Here is a 16,772-nt window from a genome sequence, read left to right as displayed (position 1 = left end):
GAACTCAGAGCTCAGGGCCGTCGCCCGGCTCCTCCTGGTAGGAGTAGCGCTGCTCGCGCCAGGGGTCGCCGATGTTGTGGTAGCCGCGCTCTTCCCAGAAACCGCGCCGGTCGGCGGTCATGTACTCGATGCCGCGGACCCACTTGGGGCCCTTCCAGGCGTACAGGTGCGGGACCACCAGCCGCAGCGGGAAGCCGTGTTCGGCGGTCAGGGGTTCACCGCCCTGGTGGGTGGCGAAGAGGGCCCGCTCGGAGGTGAAGTCGGCGAGCCGCAGGTTCGAGCTGAAGCCGTACTCGGCCCACACCATCACGTGGGTGGCCGTCGGCGCGGGCGGCGCCAACCGCAGCAGCTCACGGGTGAGCACGCCGCCCCATTCGGCCCCGGCCATGCTGAATTTCGTCACGCAGTGCAGGTCGGCCGTCACCGTGGAGAACGGCAGCGCCGAGAACTCCTCGTGGTTCCAACAGTGCTTGTCGCCGTCGGCGGTGGCGCCGAAGACCCTGAACTCCCAGCGGTCCGGCTTGAACTTGGGCACGGGCCCGTAGTGGGTGACCGGCCAGCCCCGCTGCAATCGCTGTCCCGGAGGGAGCTCCAGCTGCGCTGCTTCCGCAGTTTCGCGGCTTTCCGGGTGACCCATGACTCCATGGTGACAGACTGGCCGGGGTGGTCACGACCAGGTCCGCGCCTATTCGGGCAAGTCCGAGTAACTCCCACTAAGGAGGCACTTACTGGACGCCCCCGGACGGCGGTGCGAGGATGCGCGCACCTGCCCCGTCACACCACTTGGAAGGAGCCCGCTGCCATGCAGGGCGACCCCGAGGTTCTTGAATTCCTCAACGAGCAGCTGACCGGCGAACTGACCGCGATCAACCAGTACTGGCTGCACTACCGCATCCAGGACAACAAGGGCTGGACCAAGCTCGCCAAGTACACCCGTGCCGAGTCCATCGACGAGATGAAGCACGCGGACAAGATCACCGAGCGCATCCTGATGCTCGACGGTCTGCCGAACTACCAGCGGCTCTTCCACGTCCGGGTCGGCCAGACCCTGACGGAGATGTTCCAGGCGGACCGCCAGGTCGAGGTCGAGGCGATCGACCGCCTCAAGCGCGGCATCGAGGTCATGCGCGGCAAGGGCGACATCACCTCGGCGCGCCTGTTCGAGGAGATCCTGGAGGACGAGGAGCACCACATCGACTACCTCGACACCCAGCTGGAGATCATCGAGCAGATCGGTGAGCCGCTCTACATCGCGCAGCTGCTGGAGCAGCCGGAGAGCTAGCCCGAACGGGTCACGCGGCCGGGGCGAGGGCCTCGTCGGCGACGGTGAGGATCGGGTCGGCGGCCAGCACGGCGACGGCGTCGCCCTTCTCCAGCAGCTCGCGGCGGGGGCACGCGCCCCGGCCGAGGATGCCCTGGATGGTCCGTACGCACGAGCCGCAGTCGGTGCCGGCCTTGGTGGCCGAGGCGATCTGGCGGGGCGTGCACGCGCCCGCGTCCGCGTGGGCCTTGACCTGCTTGTCCGTGATGCCGAAGCAAGAGCAGACGTACACGCGGTTCACCTCCCGGAGCGGGCCACCCCCCGTTCGGTGAGGCTTACCTAACCCTACCCAAACTTAGGGTTCCCTAAAAGGCCTGGATACGACGGTGGGGCGCGGATCACATCGATCCACGCCCCACCCTCATAGGAAGCTACCTACTGATCGCGATTCCTATCGGTCCTACTGGTCCTACCGGTCGTACCGGTCCTACTGGTCGCGGTACATCTCGGCGACCAGGAACGCCAGGTCCAGCGACTGGCTGCGGTTGAGCCGCGGGTCGCAGGCCGTCTCGTAGCGCTGGTGCAGGTCGTCGACGAAGATCTCGTCGCCGCCGCCGACGCACTCGGTGACGTCGTCACCGGTCAGCTCGACGTGGATGCCGCCCGGGTGCGTGCCGAGCTCCTTGTGCACCTCGAAGAAGCCCTTGACCTCGTCGAGCACGTCGTCGAAACGGCGCGTCTTGTGGCCGGAAGCCGCCTCGAAGGTGTTGCCGTGCATCGGGTCGGTGATCCACGCGACGATCGCGCCCGAAGCGGTGACCTTCTCGACCAGCTCGGGGAGCTTGTCGCGGACCTTGTCGGCGCCCATGCGGACGACGAAGGTCAGCCGGCCCGGAATGCGCTTCGGGTCGAGGCGGTCGATGTAGGTGAGCGCCTCGTCCACGGTGGTCGTGGGACCGAGCTTGATGCCGATCGGGTTGGCGATCTGCGCGCAGAACTCGATGTGGGCGTGGTCCAGCTGACGGGTGCGCTCGCCGATCCAGACCATGTGGCCCGAGGTGTCGTAGAGCTTGCCGGTGCGTGAGTCGGTGCGGGTCAGCGCACCTTCGTAGTCGAGGAGCAGCGCCTCGTGGGAGGCGTAGAACTCCACGGCCTTGAACTCGGCCGGGTCCGTGCCACAGGCCTTCATGAAGTTCAGCGCGTTGTCGATCTCCCGCGCGAGCTGCTCGTAGCGCTGCCCGGACGGGGAGGCCTTCACGAAGTCCTGGTTCCAGGCGTGCACCTGGCGCAGGTCCGCGTAACCACCGGTGGTGAAGGCGCGCACGAGGTTCAGGGTCGAGGCGGAGGCGTGGTACATCCGCTTCAGCCGCTCGGGGTCCGGGATCCGGGCCTCTTCGGTGAAGGCGAAGCCGTTGACGGAGTCGCCGCGGTAGGTCGGCAGCGTGACGCCGTCGCGGGTCTCGGTGTCCTTGGAGCGCGGCTTGGAGTACTGGCCCGCGATGCGGCCGATCTTGACCACGGGCACGGAGGCCGCGTAGGTCAGGACGGCGCTCATCTGGAGCAGCGTCTTCAGCTTGGCGCGGATGTGGTCGGCGGAGACCCCGTCGAATGCCTCGGCGCAGTCGCCGCCCTGGAGCAGGAACGCCTCGCCCTTGGCGACGGCTCCCAGTCGGGCGCGCAGCTGGTCGCATTCGCCCGCGAAGACGAGCGGAGGATACGACTCGAGGTCCGCGACGACAGCGCGCAGAGCCTCGGCATCGGGGTACGAAGGCTGCTGCGCCGCGGGAAGGTCTCGCCAGGTCGCCTTGGCGGCGGGGGCTTGGTTTTCAGCGTTCACGGTCACCTCGTACACATTACGTCGTCACACGCGCCGTCCAGCCCGGCGATCAGATCGTGAGACGGAGTTCTGCGGCGCACGGCGGAGCATGGGCTATCGTGCCGGACATGTACGCGCACTCGAACCAGAACTGGTGGTGGACCGCTCCGTTGGCGGCCCACTGACTCGCGTACCCACCGAACAGACGCGAAGGCCGCCCCCGGGGGCGGCCTTCGGTGTTTTCCGGGCCGCTCCCTCCACGTACCCCACTGGAAGGAAGCCCGACCCATGAACCCGCGCCCCATGAACCCGCCCCCCGCGAACCCCTTCGGCCGGCTGCTCGACGACGCCGCCCCGCCCTTCGCCCTGCTGCGCCGGCGCACCCCCGGCCTGGACCACGACACCGTCGAGGTGCTGACCGGCCCGGTCCACGAGGTGGAGCGCCTCGCCGACCTCCCGCTCGGTGACCTGCCCACGCTCGCCCTGGTGCCGTTCCGGCAGATCCGCGAGCGCGGTTTCGACGTGCGCGACGACGGCACCCCGCTGAGCGTGCTGGTCGCCGAGCAGCTGCACGCGGTCCCGCTCGCCGAAGCCCTGGCGGCCCTGCCCGACCACGAGGTACGGGTCGAGGGCGGCGGCTTCGACGTCGGTGACGAGGAGTACGCCGCCACCGTGCGGCGGGTCATCGAGGACGAGATCGGCCGCGGCGAGGGCGCCAACTTCGTCATCCGGCGCACCTACGGCGGCAGCGTCCCGGACTTCGGCCGGGCCGACGCGCTCGCCCTCTTCCGGCGGCTGCTGGTGGCCGAGCGGGGCGCGTACTGGACGTACGTCGTGCACACGGGCACCCGGACCCTGGTCGGGGCCAGCCCCGAGGTCCACGTACGGATGACCGGCGGCACGGTGGTGATGAATCCGATCAGCGGTACCTACCGCTATCCCGCCGGCGGGCCCACGGCCGAGTCCCTCCTCGCCTTCCTCGGCGACCGCAAGGAGACCGAGGAGCTGTCGATGGTCGTCGACGAGGAGCTCAAGATGATGTGCACGGTCGCCGACCGGGGCGGGGTCGTCGTCGGACCGCGGCTGAAGGAGATGTCCCACCTCGCGCACACCGAGTACGAGCTGCGCGGACGCTCGACCCTGGACGTGCGGGAGGTGCTGCGCGAGACGATGTTCGCGGCGACCGTCACCGGCTCGCCGGTGCAGAACGCCTGCCGCGTCATCGAGCGCTACGAGTCCGGCGGCCGCGGCTACTACGCGGGCGCGCTCGCCCTGCTGGGCCGCGACGCCGACGGGACGCAGAGCCTGGACTCCCCCATCCTGATCCGCACCGCCGACATCGACGCCGACGGCGCCCTGCGCGTCCCGGTCGGCGCGACGCTGGTGCGGCACTCCGACCCGGCGGGCGAAGTGGCCGAGACGCACGCCAAGGCCGCCGGGGTGCTGGCCGCCCTCGGGGTGCGGCCGGCCGCGCCCCGGCCCGTCGCCGGCCCGGTCCGGCTCGGCGAGGACCCCCGGGTACAGGCGGCGCTGGCGGCCCGGCGCCGGGACCTGGCGCCGTTCTGGCTGCGGATGCAGGACCGGCCCGCGGTGGCCGCGGGGCACGCGCTGGTCATCGACGCGGAGGACACCTTCACCGCGATGCTGGCGCACGTGCTGCGGGTGTGCGGGCTGGACGTGACCGTGCGCCGCTACGACGACCCGGGGCTGCGCGCCGCCGCCCTCGCCTGGACGGGCCCGGTGGTGCTGGGCCCCGGCCCGGGCGACCCTGCGGACGGCGCCGACCCCCGGATGCGGCTGCTGCGGGGGCTGGCCCGGGAGCTGCTGGCCACGCACCGGGGCGGGATCCTGGGCGTCTGCCTGGGACACGAGCTGCTGGCCGCCGAGCTGGGGCTGCCCCTGGTGCGCAAGGCCGAACCGGCGCAGGGGGCGCAGACCACCGTCGACCTGTTCGGCAGCCCGGAGGTGGTGGGCTTCTACAACACCTACACCGCCCGCTGCGACGACGCGGCGGCGGCGCGGCTGGCCGCGGCCGGCGTGGAGGTCTCCCGTGACCCGGCGACGTACGAGGTGCACGCCCTGCGCGGCGCGGCGGGCGGCTTCGCCGGGGTCCAGTTCCATCCGGAGTCGGTGCTGAGCCTGCGGGGCGCGGACGTGGTCCGCGACCTGCTGGCGTCCATGCGCCCGGTCCCCGCCGCGGGCGCCGTGACTCCGGGAGGCGCCGCGCGGGCGTGACGGGCTCGGGTGGGGTCGGGCCGCGGTCGGGCCCGACCCCGGTCACGGCACTAGAGCCGGGGGACCAGGGTGTTCTCCGAGCGGCGGCCCGCCAGGTAGTCGCGCACGTTGGCGACGGTCGTGGTGATGATCTGCTCCACCGCGTCCCGTGTGTAGTACGCCTGGTGCGAGGTGACCACCACGTGCGGGAAGGTCACCAACCGCGCCAGCGTGTCGTCCTCCACCGCGTCCAGGGACTTGTCCAGGAAGAACACCCCGGCCTCCGCCTCGTACACGTCGAGCCCCACCCCCGAGAACCGCCCGGACCGCAGCTCGCTGACGAGCGCGTCGGTGTCCACCAGCCCGCCCCGGCTGGTGTTCACGAGGATCGCGTCGTCCTTCATCGTCCGCAGCGCGGTCGAGTCGATGATGTGGTGCGTCGAGTCCAGCAGCGGCACGTGCAGGCTGATCAGGTCCGCCGCCGCGAACAGCTCCTCCTTCTCGACGTACTTCATCCCCAGCTCCACGCAGGCCGGGTTCTGCGCGACGTCCCAGCCCAGCAGGTTCATCCCGAACCCGTGGGCGATCCGGGTGAACGCCTCGCCGATCTTCCCGGTGCCGAGGACGCCCGCCGTGCGGCCCCGCAGGTCCCGGCCCATCAGACCGTTCAGCCGGAAGTCGAAGTCGCGGGTGCGGTTGGAGGCGCGCACGATCCGCCGGTTGACCGCCATCGCCAGCGCCCAGGCGAATTCGGCGACCGAGTACGGCGAGTAGTAGGAGACGCGGCCCACCGTCAGGCCCAGCTGGCCCGCGACCTCCAGGTCGATGTTGTTGAAGCCGGTGGAGCGCTGGGCGATCATCCGCGTGCCGCCCGCGGCGAGGGTCCGCAGCACCCGGCCGTTCAGGTCGGCGTTCACGCTGGTGGAGACCACCTCGTAGCCCGCCGCGATCGGCGCGGTGTCCTCGCTCAGGAACACGTCCAGACAGCGGACCTCGTGGTCCCCCGCGAAGGCGCGCTCCATCAGCGGCTTCTCGTCGGCCGTCACACCGAATGCCAGGATCTCCACGCTCGCTCCCGTCCGCCGGACCATGGGTCGCACCCGCGCCGTGTGTGCCGGGCACCGGGCGCCCCGCACGCCTTTCGTCACGATACGACCCATGCTCCGGGCCCGCCCGCCCGACGTCCGGCGGCAGGTCAGCCGAAGAAGACCCCGACCTCGGCGTACAACGCCGGGTCCACGGTCTTCAGCTTCGCCGTGGCCTCGGCGATCGGCACCCGGACGATGTCCGTCCCCTGGAGCGCGACCATCTTCCCGAAGTCCCGCTCCCGCACCGCGTCGATGGCGTGCAGGCCGAAGCGGGTGGCGAGCCAGCGGTCGAAGGCGCTCGGAGTGCCGCCGCGCTGGACGTGGCCGAGCACCGTCGTACGGGCCTCCTTGCCGGTCCGCTTCTCGATCTCCAGGGCCAGCCACTCGCCGACGCCCGACAGCCGGACGTGCCCGAAGGAGTCCTTGGTGGCGTCCTTGAGCACCATCTCGCCGTCCTTGGGCATGGCGCCCTCGGCGATGACCACGATCGGCGCGTAGCTCGCCTTGAACCGGGAGGTCACCCACGCGCACACCTGGTCCACGTCGAAGCGCTGCTCCGGGATGAGGATGACGTTGGCGCCGCCGGCCAGCCCCGAGTGCAGGGCGATCCAGCCCGCGTGCCGGCCCATGACCTCGACGACCAGGACCCGCATGTGCGATTCGGCGGTGGTGTGCAGCCGGTCGATGGCCTCGGTGGCGATCCCGACGGCGGTGTCGAAGCCGAAGGTGTAGTCCGTCGCCGACAGGTCGTTGTCGATGGTCTTCGGCACGCCGACGCAGGGGATGCCGTACTCGTCGAACAGCCGGGCCGCGACCCCCAGGGTGTCCTCGCCGCCGATCGCGATCAGGGCGTCGACCTCGTACTTGGTGAGGTTCTCCTTGATCCGGCGGACCCCCTGCTCCACCTTGAAGGGGTTGGTGCGCGAGGAGCCGAGGACCGTTCCGCCGCGGGGCAGGATGCCGCGGACCTCGGGGATGCCGAGCGGGACGGTGTCGCCCTCGACCGCCCCGCGCCAGCCGTCCTTGAAGCCGATGAAGTCGTACGCGTACTCCTGGACGCCCTTGCGCACCGCCGCGCGGATGACCGCGTTGAGTCCGGGGCAGTCGCCGCCGCCGGTCAGCACTCCGACCTTCATGGAATCTTCCCTTCGCCAAGGGGCCCGCTGAGCCCGCACGGCGGCCACGCTAGTGGTGACGCAGGTCACTCGACCCACGCTGGAAGAGTCAATTCCGGTGAATTGAAGGGTGGTTGCGCACTCCCGTTCACTCGTACGGGAATTCGTACGATCTACGCGCGGCCCACCGGCGGCCCACCCGCGCCCTACGCGTCGTCGAGGCCGCGCTCGATGGCGTAGCGGACGAGCTCCACGCGGTTGTGCAACTGGAGCTTGCCCAGGGTGTTCTGGACGTGGTTCTGCACCGTGCGGTGGGAGATGACGAGCCGCTCCGCGATCTGCTTGTACGACAGCCCCTTGGCCACCAGGCGCAACACCTCGGTCTCCCGATCGGTCAGCTGCGGGGCCTTCGGCTCGTCGGCGGCGGCCGGGGCGGGGTCCGTGGCCAGCCGGCGGTACTCGCCGAGGACCAGCCCGGCCAGGCCCGGGGTGAAGACCGGGTCGCCGACCGCGGTGCGGCGCACGGCGTCGATGAGTTCGCCGGCGCCCGCGGACTTCAGCAGGTAGCCGGTGGCACCGGACTTGACCGCCTCCAGCACGTCGGCGTGCTCGCCGCTGGCGGACAGCACCAGCACGCGCAGGGCGGGGTCGGCGCCGACCAGTTCCTTGCAGACCTGCACACCGGGCATGCCCGGCAGGTTGAGGTCGAGGACCAGGACCTGCGGCGCGGCGGCGCGGGCCCGGCGGACCGCCTCGGGGCCGTCGCCCGCCGTGGCGACCACGTCGAACCCCGCGGCGGCGAGGTCGCGGGCGACCGCGTCCCGCCACATGGGGTGGTCGTCGACGACCATCACCTTGATGTCGGCCGCCGACCGGTCCCCCGCACTGTGCTCGGTGTTCATCACGAACCCGTCCTCCCCCTCGGTACTTTCAGTTCCACTTCGGTGCCCTGGCCCGGTACGGACACCAGCTCGGCCGTGCCGCCGAGGTCCCGCAACCGTCCCCGGATCGACTGGGCCACTCCCAGCCGGCCCTCGCCCGCGGCCTGGTCGAGCCGGCCCGCCGCGATGCCCGGGCCGTCGTCCCGGACCGTGACGATCACCTCGTCGCCCCAGTCCTCGACCAGGATCCAGGCCCGGGCCCCGGCTCCCGCGTGCTTGCGGACGTTGTCGAGGGCGGCGGCGGTGGCGGCGGCCAGTTCCCGGGCCGCCGGCGCCGGGAGCGGGACCGGGGCGCCCGGTTCCGCGAAGCTCACGAGCGACCCGGCGTGCGGTGCGAGCAGGGCGCGCAGGTCCAGCTCCCCCTCGTCCGCGCCGGGTTCCGCCACGTCCACGCTGTCGACGAACGCGCCCCGCGACTCGTCGCGGGAGATCCGGGAGGGCGGCACCAGGCCGCTGGAGACCAGGGTGCGCAGCGCCACCTCCTGCTCCCCGGCCATCCGGCCCAGTTCGGCGGCCTCGCCGCCGACCTCCGCGCCGCGCCGCTGGACCATGGCGAGGACCTGGAGGACCCCGTCGTGGATGTCCCGGGCCAGGCGCTCGCGTTCGCGGGTGGCGGCCTCGATCTCCAGGGCGCGCGCGAGGGTCGCCTCACTGGCCCGGGCGACCTCGACGACGTACCCGATGGCGATCGAGGCGACCCACACCAGCAGCACGTTGTGGAAGGTGTCCCGGGTCGGTTCGCCGCGCTGGATCACGATGTTGGCGACGGCGACGAAGGAGGAGGCGAATCCCGCCCAGCGCCAACCGCCCTTGATGGCGAAGGCGAGGACCGCGCCCGCGCTCCAGATCGACGGGAGGGTCGGGCCGCCGCCGGCGATCCGCGCCTGGGCGTCGGCGAGCGGGGTCAGCAGGATCCCGACGACCGCGACCGTGAGGTCCGCGCCGAGGAAGGGCTTCGTGCAGCTCGCCGCGCCGGACACCCTGGAGAAGGTGGCCAGGGTCCACAGCACGAGGAAGCCGAGGTAGCAGGCCGCCACCCAGGGGCGGTCGAACTCGCGGTGGGCGAAGCCGAAGAGCAGCACCGCGTAGACCGCGGTGAGCAGCCGGTAGGCGGTCAGCGCCCGCCACAGCGGCAGCTCGACCGACATGCGTACGACGCGTTCGCGCTTCGCCATCTCCCCCACCCCTCACGGGCGGGCACCGCCCGCTCCGCCCCGCACCCCTCGCCCCGGCCCCTCGCTAGTTCCGCTCGGCGTCCGCTTCCTTGGCGTCCTGAGCGTCCTTCGCTTCCTTGGCCAGGGCCGCGTGGTCGGCCTTGGCGGCCTTCTCCGCGTCGGCGATCTGCCGCTTGGCGGCGGTCGCGTAGATGTCGACGTACTCCTGGCCGGAGAGCTTCATGATCTCGTACATGACCTCGTCGGTCACCGAACGCAGGATGAAGCGGTCGCCGTCCATGCCGTGGTAGCGGCTGAAGTCGAGCGGCTTGCCGATCCGGATGCCCGGGCGCATCAGCTTCGGGACGACCTTGCCGGGCGGCTGGATCTTCTCGGTGTCGATCATCGCCACGGGGATCACGGGGGCGCCGGTGGCCAGCGCCACCCGGGCCAGCCCACCGGGCTTGCCCCGGTACAGGCGACCGTCGGGTGAACGGGTCCCCTCGGGGTAAATACCGAACAGCTCCCCGCGTTCGATGACCTCGATGCCGCTCTTGATGGCGGCCTCGCCCGCACCGCGCGCGCCGGAGCGGTCCACCGGGAGCTGGCCGACGCCCTTGAAGAAGGCGGCCGTGAGCTTGCCCTTGACGCCCGGCGAGGTGAAGTACTCCGCCTTGGCGATGAAGGTGACCTTCCGGTCCAGCACCGCGGGCAGGAAGAAGGAGTCGGAGAAGGACAGATGGTTACTCGCGAGGATCGCCGGCCCCTCGGCGGGAATGTTCTCGAGGCCCTCCACCCACGGCCTGAAGGCGAGCTTCAGGGAACCGCCGATGGAGAACTTCATTGCGCCGTAGATCAACTCGAAAGCCTTCCTTTGTCCGTCGAACAGACCTTAACCCGTGACCGCCCCTGTGGCGGCCCGACGACCCTGGTCGGTGTCAGCGCGGTCGCGTACGGTGAAGTAGCACACCGCACCCACCCCCAGAACGTCATGATCAAGGAGATTCAGGTGCCCGTCCTCCCTGGAGCCGAGCCGTTCCGCCACGAGGGCGGAGAGGTCGGCGTCCTCCTCTGCCACGGCTTCACCGGTTCGCCGCAGTCCCTGCGCCCCTGGGCCGAGTATCTGGCCGAGCGCGGGCTGACGGTGTCGCTTCCGCTGCTCCCCGGGCACGGCACCCGGTGGCAGGACATGCAGCTCACCGGCTGGCAGGACTGGTACGCGGAGGTCGACCGCGCGCTGCGGGAGCTGCTGGAGCGGTGCGAGCAGGTCTTCGTCTTCGGGCTGTCGATGGGTGGGGCGCTCACGCTGCGGCTGGCCGCCAAGCACGGGGACGCGATCAGCGGTGTCGTCCTCGTCAACCCGGCCAACAAGGTCCACGACCCGTTGGCCTTCGCGCTCCCCGTCGCCCAGCACTTCCTTCGCTCCACGCCGGGCATCGCCAGCGACATCGCCAAGGGCGGCTCGGAGGAGGTCGGGTACGACCGGGTGCCGACCCGGGCCGCGCACTCGCTGCGCCAGTTCCTGCGGATCGTGGACACCGAGCTGCCGCAGGTGACCCAGCCGGTGCTGCTCCTGCACAGCCCGCAGGACCACGTCGTCCCGCCGGTGGACTCGGCCCGGATCCTCGCCAGGGTGTCGTCCACCGACGTCACCGAAACCCTGCTGGAACAGAGCTACCACGTCGCGACGTTGGACCATGACGCGGAGCGGATCTTCGCGGACAGCTATGCGTTCATCGGGCGGCTCGCGGAGAGCATCGGCAGGGAGGGGGCGGCCAGCGGTGGCTGAGCACGAGGAGTCGTCAGGAGGCGTACCGCCGCTGGACGAAGAGGCGGCGTGGGCGGCCATCGTCGCCGGGTACGGGCAGGAGCCGCCGGACCCGCCGGGGGCGCGGCCCTTCAGACCCATCGAGAACCTGATGCTGCCGGAGGAGGACGTCCAGCCGGAACCGGCCGTGGCGCCGAAACCGCCGGAGAAGGACGCGGGGCCGGCCGGACCGCCGGTCCTGGGCAGCTCGGTGGTCTTCGCCCCGGGCGTGGGGGTCGGCCCGCGCGACCACTCGCTGCCGGAGCCGGCGGCGGAGGGGGCCGGGGACGCGGCGGACGAGGGGCACTTCGTCCCGCCGGAGCCGCCGCCGCTCCCGTCGGGCGACGCCACGTCCCGCTTCGCGTGGCTTGCGGTGGTGGGCGGGCCACTGCTGCTGTTGGTGGCGGTGCTGCTGCAGTGGGAGATGACGTGGTGGCTGACGGCCCTGGGCATCGGCGGCTTCCTGGGCGGGTTCGCGACGCTGGTGGCGCGGATGGCTCGCGGTGACGACGACGAGGACGACCACCCGGGCCGCGGAGCGGTGGTCTAGCCCCTCCCCGACCGCCCTCACCCGCCGGGCGGGCTGGTTCCCCTCCGGCGCCCCGAAGCCCGGCCACACCCTCAATCGCCGGGCAGGCCGGTATCACTCCGACCGTCTCTCGCCTGCCGCCCCGTCGTGCCCTCAATCGCCGGGCAGGCTAAATCTGGCTCCGGCCGTCTCACAACCACCGCCCCGGGGCGCCCTCAAACGCCGGGCAGGCTGATTCCGCTCCTGCCGTCTCACAGGTGCCGCCCCGGGGCGCCCTCAAACGCCGGGCGGGCTGGTTTCGCTCCGGCCACCTTGCGGTGCCCTCAAACGCCGGGCGGGCTGAATGAGCCCGGAACGCCGCGCGGGCAACGGGCACCACCGGCCCCGCCCCAATCAGCCCGCCCGGCGCTTGAGGGCCCCCGCCGGAGGCGCCACCGGGCCCAGCACCCACCGGCCGCAGGGCCCGGAGGCGCCACCGGGCCCAGCACCCACCGGCCGCAGGTACACACGACACCCCGGGGCAAAACCAGCCCGCCCGGCGTTTGAGGGCCCTCGCCGGAGGCGAGACCGGGCCCCAGCGTCCCATCGGCGCAGGCACGAGCGATACCCCGGGCCGCGCTTGAGGGCGGTGGCTACCTCGCCGGGAGGCGGAGGGCTGCCAGGACCGGGTAGTGGTCCGTGGCCGCGTGGAGGTCCGCGGAGGTGACCCCGGGGAGCCCCAGCGGGACCCCGGCTCCCAGGACCTCCACCCCCCGCGAGGCGAACACCGCGTCGATGCGCCGCCCGGGCCCCCCGCCCCGCACCCACGTGTCCTCCGCCCCCCACGGCGCCACCGCCCAGCAGTCCTGCAGCTCCCCCGCCAGCCGCCGGAAGGCCGCCCCCTCGGGCCCCTCGTTGATGTCACCGGCCGCCACCACGTACGGCACGTCCATCCCGGCCAGCCGCTCCAACAGCACGCCCGCCTGCTCGTACCGCTCCCCCGCCCGCAGGGACAGGTGCGCACTGAGCACCCCCACCCGCACGCCCCCGATCCGCACCACGGCCGTCGCGAAGCCCCGCCGGTGCTCCCCGGGCCGCAGCGGCAGCAGCTCGTCCCGCGTGTGCTCCACGAACGCCCGCAGCGAGCACAGCAGCAGCGGCCCGGCCGCCGTCGCGCCCCCGCTCAGCACCACCAGGTCCGTCTTCGCGGCGAGGCGCGCCGCGTGTTTGCGCCAGCGGAAGAACCGCGGGGCCTCCTGGATGAAGACCAGGTCGGGGGCGCACGCCCGGATGACCCGGACCAGCGCTTCCTCGTCGTCGCGCAAGGAGCGCACGTTGTACCCGAGCACCCGGACCACGGCGGAGCCGTCCGGTTCGGTGCGCGAGCACGGCAACGGCGGCAGAGCCGCGGGCACGTCCACAGGCAGGTCCATGCGGGCCAACCTACGCAGCCGCCCGCCGCTCCCCCAGGGGGCGCGACGGGCGGACGTGCGTGCGGTGCGGGCTCAGCCCTGGCGGGCCAGGTCGGCCGCGCCGACGAGCCCGGCCTTGCCGCCGAGCTGGGCGGCAAGGACCTGAGCGTGCGGACGCCAGGCGCCGCCGATCAGCCAGCGCTTGAAGGACTTGCGGATCGGGTCGAGGACGAGGTCGCCCTCGTCCGAGACCCCGCCGCCCACGATGAAGGCGGACGGGTCGAAGAGTGAGGCCAGGTCGGCCAGACCCGCACCCGCCCAGCGGGCCAGCTCGCGGAAGGAGTCGATGGCCACCAGGTCGCCCGCCCGCGCGGCCTCGCTGATGTGCTTGCCCTCGATGCCCTCGGGGGTGCCGTCGCCGAGCGCGAGCAGGACCGCCGCGTTCTCGGGGGTGGCGTTGGCCCGCTGCCGGGCGTACCGGACGAGCGCGCGGCCGGAGGCGTACTGCTCCCAGCAGCCCTGGCTGCCGCAGCCGCACAGCAGGCCGTCGGGGACGACCCGGATGTGGCCGAATTCGGCGGCGACCCCGAAGCGGCCGCGGCGCAGCTTGTTGCCGATGATGATGCCGCCGCCCAGGCCCGTGCCGAGGGTGATGCAGATGACGTCGTCGTGGCCCTGGCCCGCGCCGAAGCGGTACTCGCCCCAGGCGGCGCAGTTGGCGTCGTTCTCGACGACGACCGGCAGGCCGATGCGCTGCTCGACCTTGTCCTTGAGCGGCTCGTGGCGCCAGTCGATGTTGGGCGCGAAGAGCACGGTCGCGCGCTTGTCGTCGACGTATCCGGCGGCGCCGATGCCGACGGCCTCGATGGTGTGGCTGCTGCCGACTTCGGACACTGCGGCGCAGATCGCGTCGGTCACGCCGTCCGCGGTCGGCGGGGTGGGCACCTTGTACGTCTCAAGGATGGTGCCCTCTTCGTCGACCACGCCGGCCGCGATCTTCGTGCCGCCGATGTCGACGCCGATGGTGAGTCCCATTAGTCCCTCGGTTTCCGGTCAAACCCCGCCGGGGCCCACGGTACCCGAGCGCTGGACGAGAGTCAGTCGAGATCGATGTCAGTCGAGATCGATGCGCTCACCGGGACCGGATCCGTCCCCGCCGTCCTCCCCGCCGTCCTCGCCCTTGGGGCCCGATCCGGCCGCGGGGGCCGTGCGCGGCGAGGGCTCGTCGCGGGTCCAGCGGCGCTCGTGGCCCTCGACGGCCGAGCGGTAGGCGGCCAGCAGCTCGGAACCCGCGGCGGCCAGGTGGTCGAAGACCTCGGGGTTGCGCTCGATCACGGGCTTGACGGCGCTCTTGGCCTGGCTGACGAACTGGCGGGCGGCGCCCTGCGCGGCCGTGCCGATCAGCGGATTGTTGAGCCCGGCGACCTTGTCGGCGACGGCCTCGAAGAGCTTGAAGAGTTCCTCGGTGGGACTCCCGGTCTCGGAGCCTCCCCGGCCCTGCGAGCGCTGGCGTTCGCGCTCGGCGGCCAGGTCCTCGGCGCACGCCCTGGCCCAGGCGTCGTCGTCTGCGGGACGGTCGGTGGCCTCGCTCATGGCGGACTCTCCTGGGCAGGCTGCGGGGCGGTGGGAACACCCTCGACGTTACCCGAACGGCCCCGTCCCGTTCAGGGCGTAAGCGGCCACTGACCCGGGTCCGGGGTGAAACGGATGCGCAGGGTCCCCTCGTGCAGCCCCGCGCCCGTGACGGTGCACCGGCGCAGCGCCGACGGCAGCGAAACGATCCTGCGGAACGGGCCGACCGTCAGCAGCAGCTCGTCCCCGCGCCGCACCAGGTCCAGGTCCCGCTTGGTCGCCCCCGGCAGCGGCACCACCCAGACGAGCACCCCGTCCTCGGTCAGCCGGTCCTCGACCGCCCACGGCACGCGCGGCCCCGCGGGTACGTCCGCCAGCTCGTCCCGCGCGTCCAGCGCGGCCAGGTCCCGCGGATCCCGCGGGTCCGCGCCCAGGTGCTCCAGAGCGGGCCGGGCCGCGTCGGGGAGGTCCGCGGCCCAGGCGGTGACGTACTTGTCCTGCTGCGCGGCCAGTCCGGCCAGCCAGGTGTCCGGGCCGCCCCGGGGGACGAGCCGGTTGGCCACGACCGCCCCGACGGGCAGCTCGTGCAGGGCCAGGCCGAGCAACCCGAGCCGCAGCGCGGCGTCGGCGCCCGGTCCCGGCTCGGCGACCAGCCGTACGGAGGTGGTGTCGGCCTCCACCACGGCCTGGACGCCGGCCAGCTCCTCGTCCCAGCGCGCGGCCGCCTCGTACAGCCACTGCGCGGGCATCGGTACGCCCGCCAGCTGGGCCAGTACGGGCCGCAGCGCCCGGGCCGCCTGCCGCTGGGCGGGCAGCAGCCGGGCCAGGTAGCGGCGCAGCTGGGCCGGGAGCGCGAGGGTGGCGATGGCCTGGTGGACGGGCGGCATGTCGACCACGACCAGGTCGAAGGCGCCCGCCGCGGCGGCCCCGGCCGCCCGTCGCAGGGCGCGCAGCAGGGCGAACTGTTCGGCGCCGGGGAGTTCGGTGAGTTCCTCGCCGCCCAGGGGCCGGGCCCCGAGCATCCCGAGGACGGTGGAGCCGCGCTCCTGGAGGCTGACCAGCTCGGCGCGGAACTCGTCCGCGGAGTCGATCCGGGCCGCCCACAGGCCGTCCTCGGCGACGGGGACGGCGGTGAGTCCGGGGGCCACCTCGGCGGGTGCCCCGAGGGCCGGGCCCAGGAGCGCGCCCAGCGGGTCGCCGGGGTCGCCGGAGAGGACCAGCGCCCGCCGGCCGCGCCGGGCCGCCGCGAGGGCGGTGGCGGCGGCGACGGTGGTGCGTCCCGCCCCGCCGGGGCCGGTGATCAGCAAGGTGTGCACGGGCGACGGCTCCGGTTCGGTACGGCGGGTACGGCGGTACGGCGGGTACTACGGGGTGCCAGAGACGCCCTAGACGGCCTCGACGCGCTTCTTCAGGCCCGCCAGCGCGCGGTCGATGATGACCTTCTCGGCCTTGCGCTTGATCATGCCGAGCATCGGGATCTTGACGTCCACGGTCAGCTGGTAGGTGACCTCGGTCTTCTTGCCCCCGTCCAGCGGGGCCAGCCGGTAGGAGCCGTCGAGCTGGCGCAGCATCTGCGACTTGTCGAGGGTCCAGCTGACCTCGTCCGCACCCTTCCAGGTGTAGTTGAGGGTGTGGTCGTCCTTGATCGCCCCGGCGTCGAGCAGCAGGCGCACCTTCTCGGCACGGCCCGCGGTGTCGGCGGCCAGCACCTCGGCCTCCTTCACCTCGCCGGTCCACTCGGGGTAGCGGGCGAAGTCGGCGATCACGGCCATGACGTCAGCCGGCGCCGCGTCGATCGTGATGCTCGAGCTGGTGTGTTCCGCCATCGCGGTCGCTCCTCCGGGCCGGTGTCACCTCCCAGCGGCAGCTGGGGAAGTTCAGAAG

The 16,772-nt window shown here is 72.4% G+C and carries 17 protein-coding genes; 4 read left to right on the top strand and 13 right to left on the bottom strand.

The window, feature by feature from the left end:
• Positions 1-4: 4 nt before the first annotated feature.
• Positions 5-637, bottom strand: a complete 633-nt coding sequence (locus ACZ4UB_RS21575) for a sulfite oxidase-like oxidoreductase (protein ID WP_354383661.1) — start codon at positions 635-637, stop codon at positions 5-7.
• 165 nt (positions 638-802) lie between these two features.
• Between ACZ4UB_RS21575 and bfr the strand changes: the two genes are divergently transcribed.
• The gene (bfr, locus tag ACZ4UB_RS21570; RefSeq protein WP_354383663.1) at positions 803-1,282 is read left to right on the top strand and encodes a bacterioferritin; all 480 of its coding nucleotides are present in this window, start codon (positions 803-805) and stop codon (positions 1,280-1,282) included.
• A gap of 10 nt (positions 1,283-1,292) precedes the next feature.
• On the opposite strand, the gene ACZ4UB_RS21565 is transcribed toward bfr, so the two are convergent.
• Positions 1,293-1,562, bottom strand: coding sequence for a (2Fe-2S)-binding protein (locus ACZ4UB_RS21565; protein ID WP_468072269.1), 270 nt, complete (start codon positions 1,560-1,562; stop codon positions 1,293-1,295).
• A 186-nt stretch (positions 1,563-1,748) separates the two neighbouring features.
• Entirely contained in the window at positions 1,749-3,113 is a 1,365-nt protein-coding gene (locus ACZ4UB_RS21560; protein WP_468072267.1) for a class II 3-deoxy-7-phosphoheptulonate synthase, read from the bottom strand.
• A gap of 252 nt (positions 3,114-3,365) precedes the next feature.
• On the opposite strand from ACZ4UB_RS21560, the gene ACZ4UB_RS21555 reads away from it, so the two are divergent.
• A complete protein-coding gene (locus ACZ4UB_RS21555; protein ID WP_468072265.1) occupies positions 3,366-5,312 on the top strand; it encodes an anthranilate synthase family protein in 1,947 nt (648 codons plus the stop codon).
• Positions 5,313-5,362: 50 nt separating this feature from the next.
• On the opposite strand, the gene ACZ4UB_RS21550 is transcribed toward ACZ4UB_RS21555, so the two are convergent.
• From ACZ4UB_RS21550 to ACZ4UB_RS21530, 5 genes are all read right to left on the bottom strand, one after another.
• Entirely contained in the window at positions 5,363-6,358 is a 996-nt protein-coding gene (locus tag ACZ4UB_RS21550; protein ID WP_468072263.1) for a 2-hydroxyacid dehydrogenase, read from the bottom strand.
• Between the two features lie 128 nt (positions 6,359-6,486).
• A complete protein-coding gene (locus ACZ4UB_RS21545) occupies positions 6,487-7,515 on the bottom strand; it encodes a 6-phosphofructokinase (RefSeq protein ID WP_468072261.1) in 1,029 nt (342 codons plus the stop codon).
• A 185-nt stretch (positions 7,516-7,700) separates the two neighbouring features.
• On the bottom strand, positions 7,701-8,396 hold the full coding sequence (locus ACZ4UB_RS21540; RefSeq protein ID WP_468072259.1) for a response regulator: 696 nt from the start codon (positions 8,394-8,396) through the stop codon (positions 7,701-7,703).
• Positions 8,396-9,610 (bottom strand): MacS family sensor histidine kinase, encoded by a 1,215-nt coding sequence (gene macS / locus ACZ4UB_RS21535; RefSeq protein ID WP_468072257.1) that lies wholly within the window; start codon positions 9,608-9,610, stop codon positions 8,396-8,398. Before macS ends, ACZ4UB_RS21540 begins: the two co-directional genes overlap by 1 nt.
• A gap of 64 nt (positions 9,611-9,674) precedes the next feature.
• Positions 9,675-10,433 (bottom strand): lysophospholipid acyltransferase family protein, encoded by a 759-nt coding sequence (locus ACZ4UB_RS21530; RefSeq protein ID WP_468072450.1) that lies wholly within the window; start codon positions 10,431-10,433, stop codon positions 9,675-9,677.
• Positions 10,434-10,598: 165 nt separating this feature from the next.
• Between ACZ4UB_RS21530 and ACZ4UB_RS21525 the strand changes: the two genes are divergently transcribed.
• On the top strand, positions 10,599-11,378 hold the full coding sequence (locus ACZ4UB_RS21525) for an alpha/beta hydrolase (protein ID WP_354383673.1): 780 nt from the start codon (positions 10,599-10,601) through the stop codon (positions 11,376-11,378).
• On the top strand, positions 11,371-11,946 hold the full coding sequence (locus tag ACZ4UB_RS21520) for a hypothetical protein (protein WP_468072254.1): 576 nt from the start codon (positions 11,371-11,373) through the stop codon (positions 11,944-11,946). Before ACZ4UB_RS21525 ends, ACZ4UB_RS21520 begins: the two co-directional genes overlap by 8 nt.
• A gap of 611 nt (positions 11,947-12,557) precedes the next feature.
• On the opposite strand, the gene ACZ4UB_RS21515 is transcribed toward ACZ4UB_RS21520, so the two are convergent.
• The 5 genes from ACZ4UB_RS21515 to ACZ4UB_RS21495 form a co-directional block, all read right to left on the bottom strand.
• On the bottom strand, positions 12,558-13,337 hold the full coding sequence (locus ACZ4UB_RS21515) for an endonuclease/exonuclease/phosphatase family protein (RefSeq protein ID WP_468072252.1): 780 nt from the start codon (positions 13,335-13,337) through the stop codon (positions 12,558-12,560).
• Between the two features lie 72 nt (positions 13,338-13,409).
• Positions 13,410-14,351: an ROK family glucokinase gene (locus ACZ4UB_RS21510; RefSeq protein WP_468072250.1), complete on the bottom strand. Its 942-nt coding sequence runs from the start codon at positions 14,349-14,351 to the stop codon at positions 13,410-13,412.
• A gap of 78 nt (positions 14,352-14,429) precedes the next feature.
• Positions 14,430-14,909 carry a DUF5304 domain-containing protein gene (locus tag ACZ4UB_RS21505; protein WP_468072248.1) on the bottom strand — a complete coding sequence of 160 codons (480 nt, stop codon included), beginning with the start codon at positions 14,907-14,909 and terminating at the stop codon, positions 14,430-14,432.
• Positions 14,910-14,980: 71 nt separating this feature from the next.
• Positions 14,981-16,204 carry an ArsA family ATPase gene (locus ACZ4UB_RS21500; protein ID WP_468072246.1) on the bottom strand — a complete coding sequence of 408 codons (1,224 nt, stop codon included), beginning with the start codon at positions 16,202-16,204 and terminating at the stop codon, positions 14,981-14,983.
• 69 nt (positions 16,205-16,273) lie between these two features.
• On the bottom strand, positions 16,274-16,714 hold the full coding sequence (locus ACZ4UB_RS21495; RefSeq protein ID WP_468072244.1) for an SRPBCC family protein: 441 nt from the start codon (positions 16,712-16,714) through the stop codon (positions 16,274-16,276).
• Positions 16,715-16,772 lie beyond the last annotated feature (58 nt).

The sequence above is a fragment of the Streptomyces sp. NPDC028419 genome (genome assembly GCF_055565515.1).
This window is presented reverse-complemented; position numbering and strand designations above follow the sequence as displayed.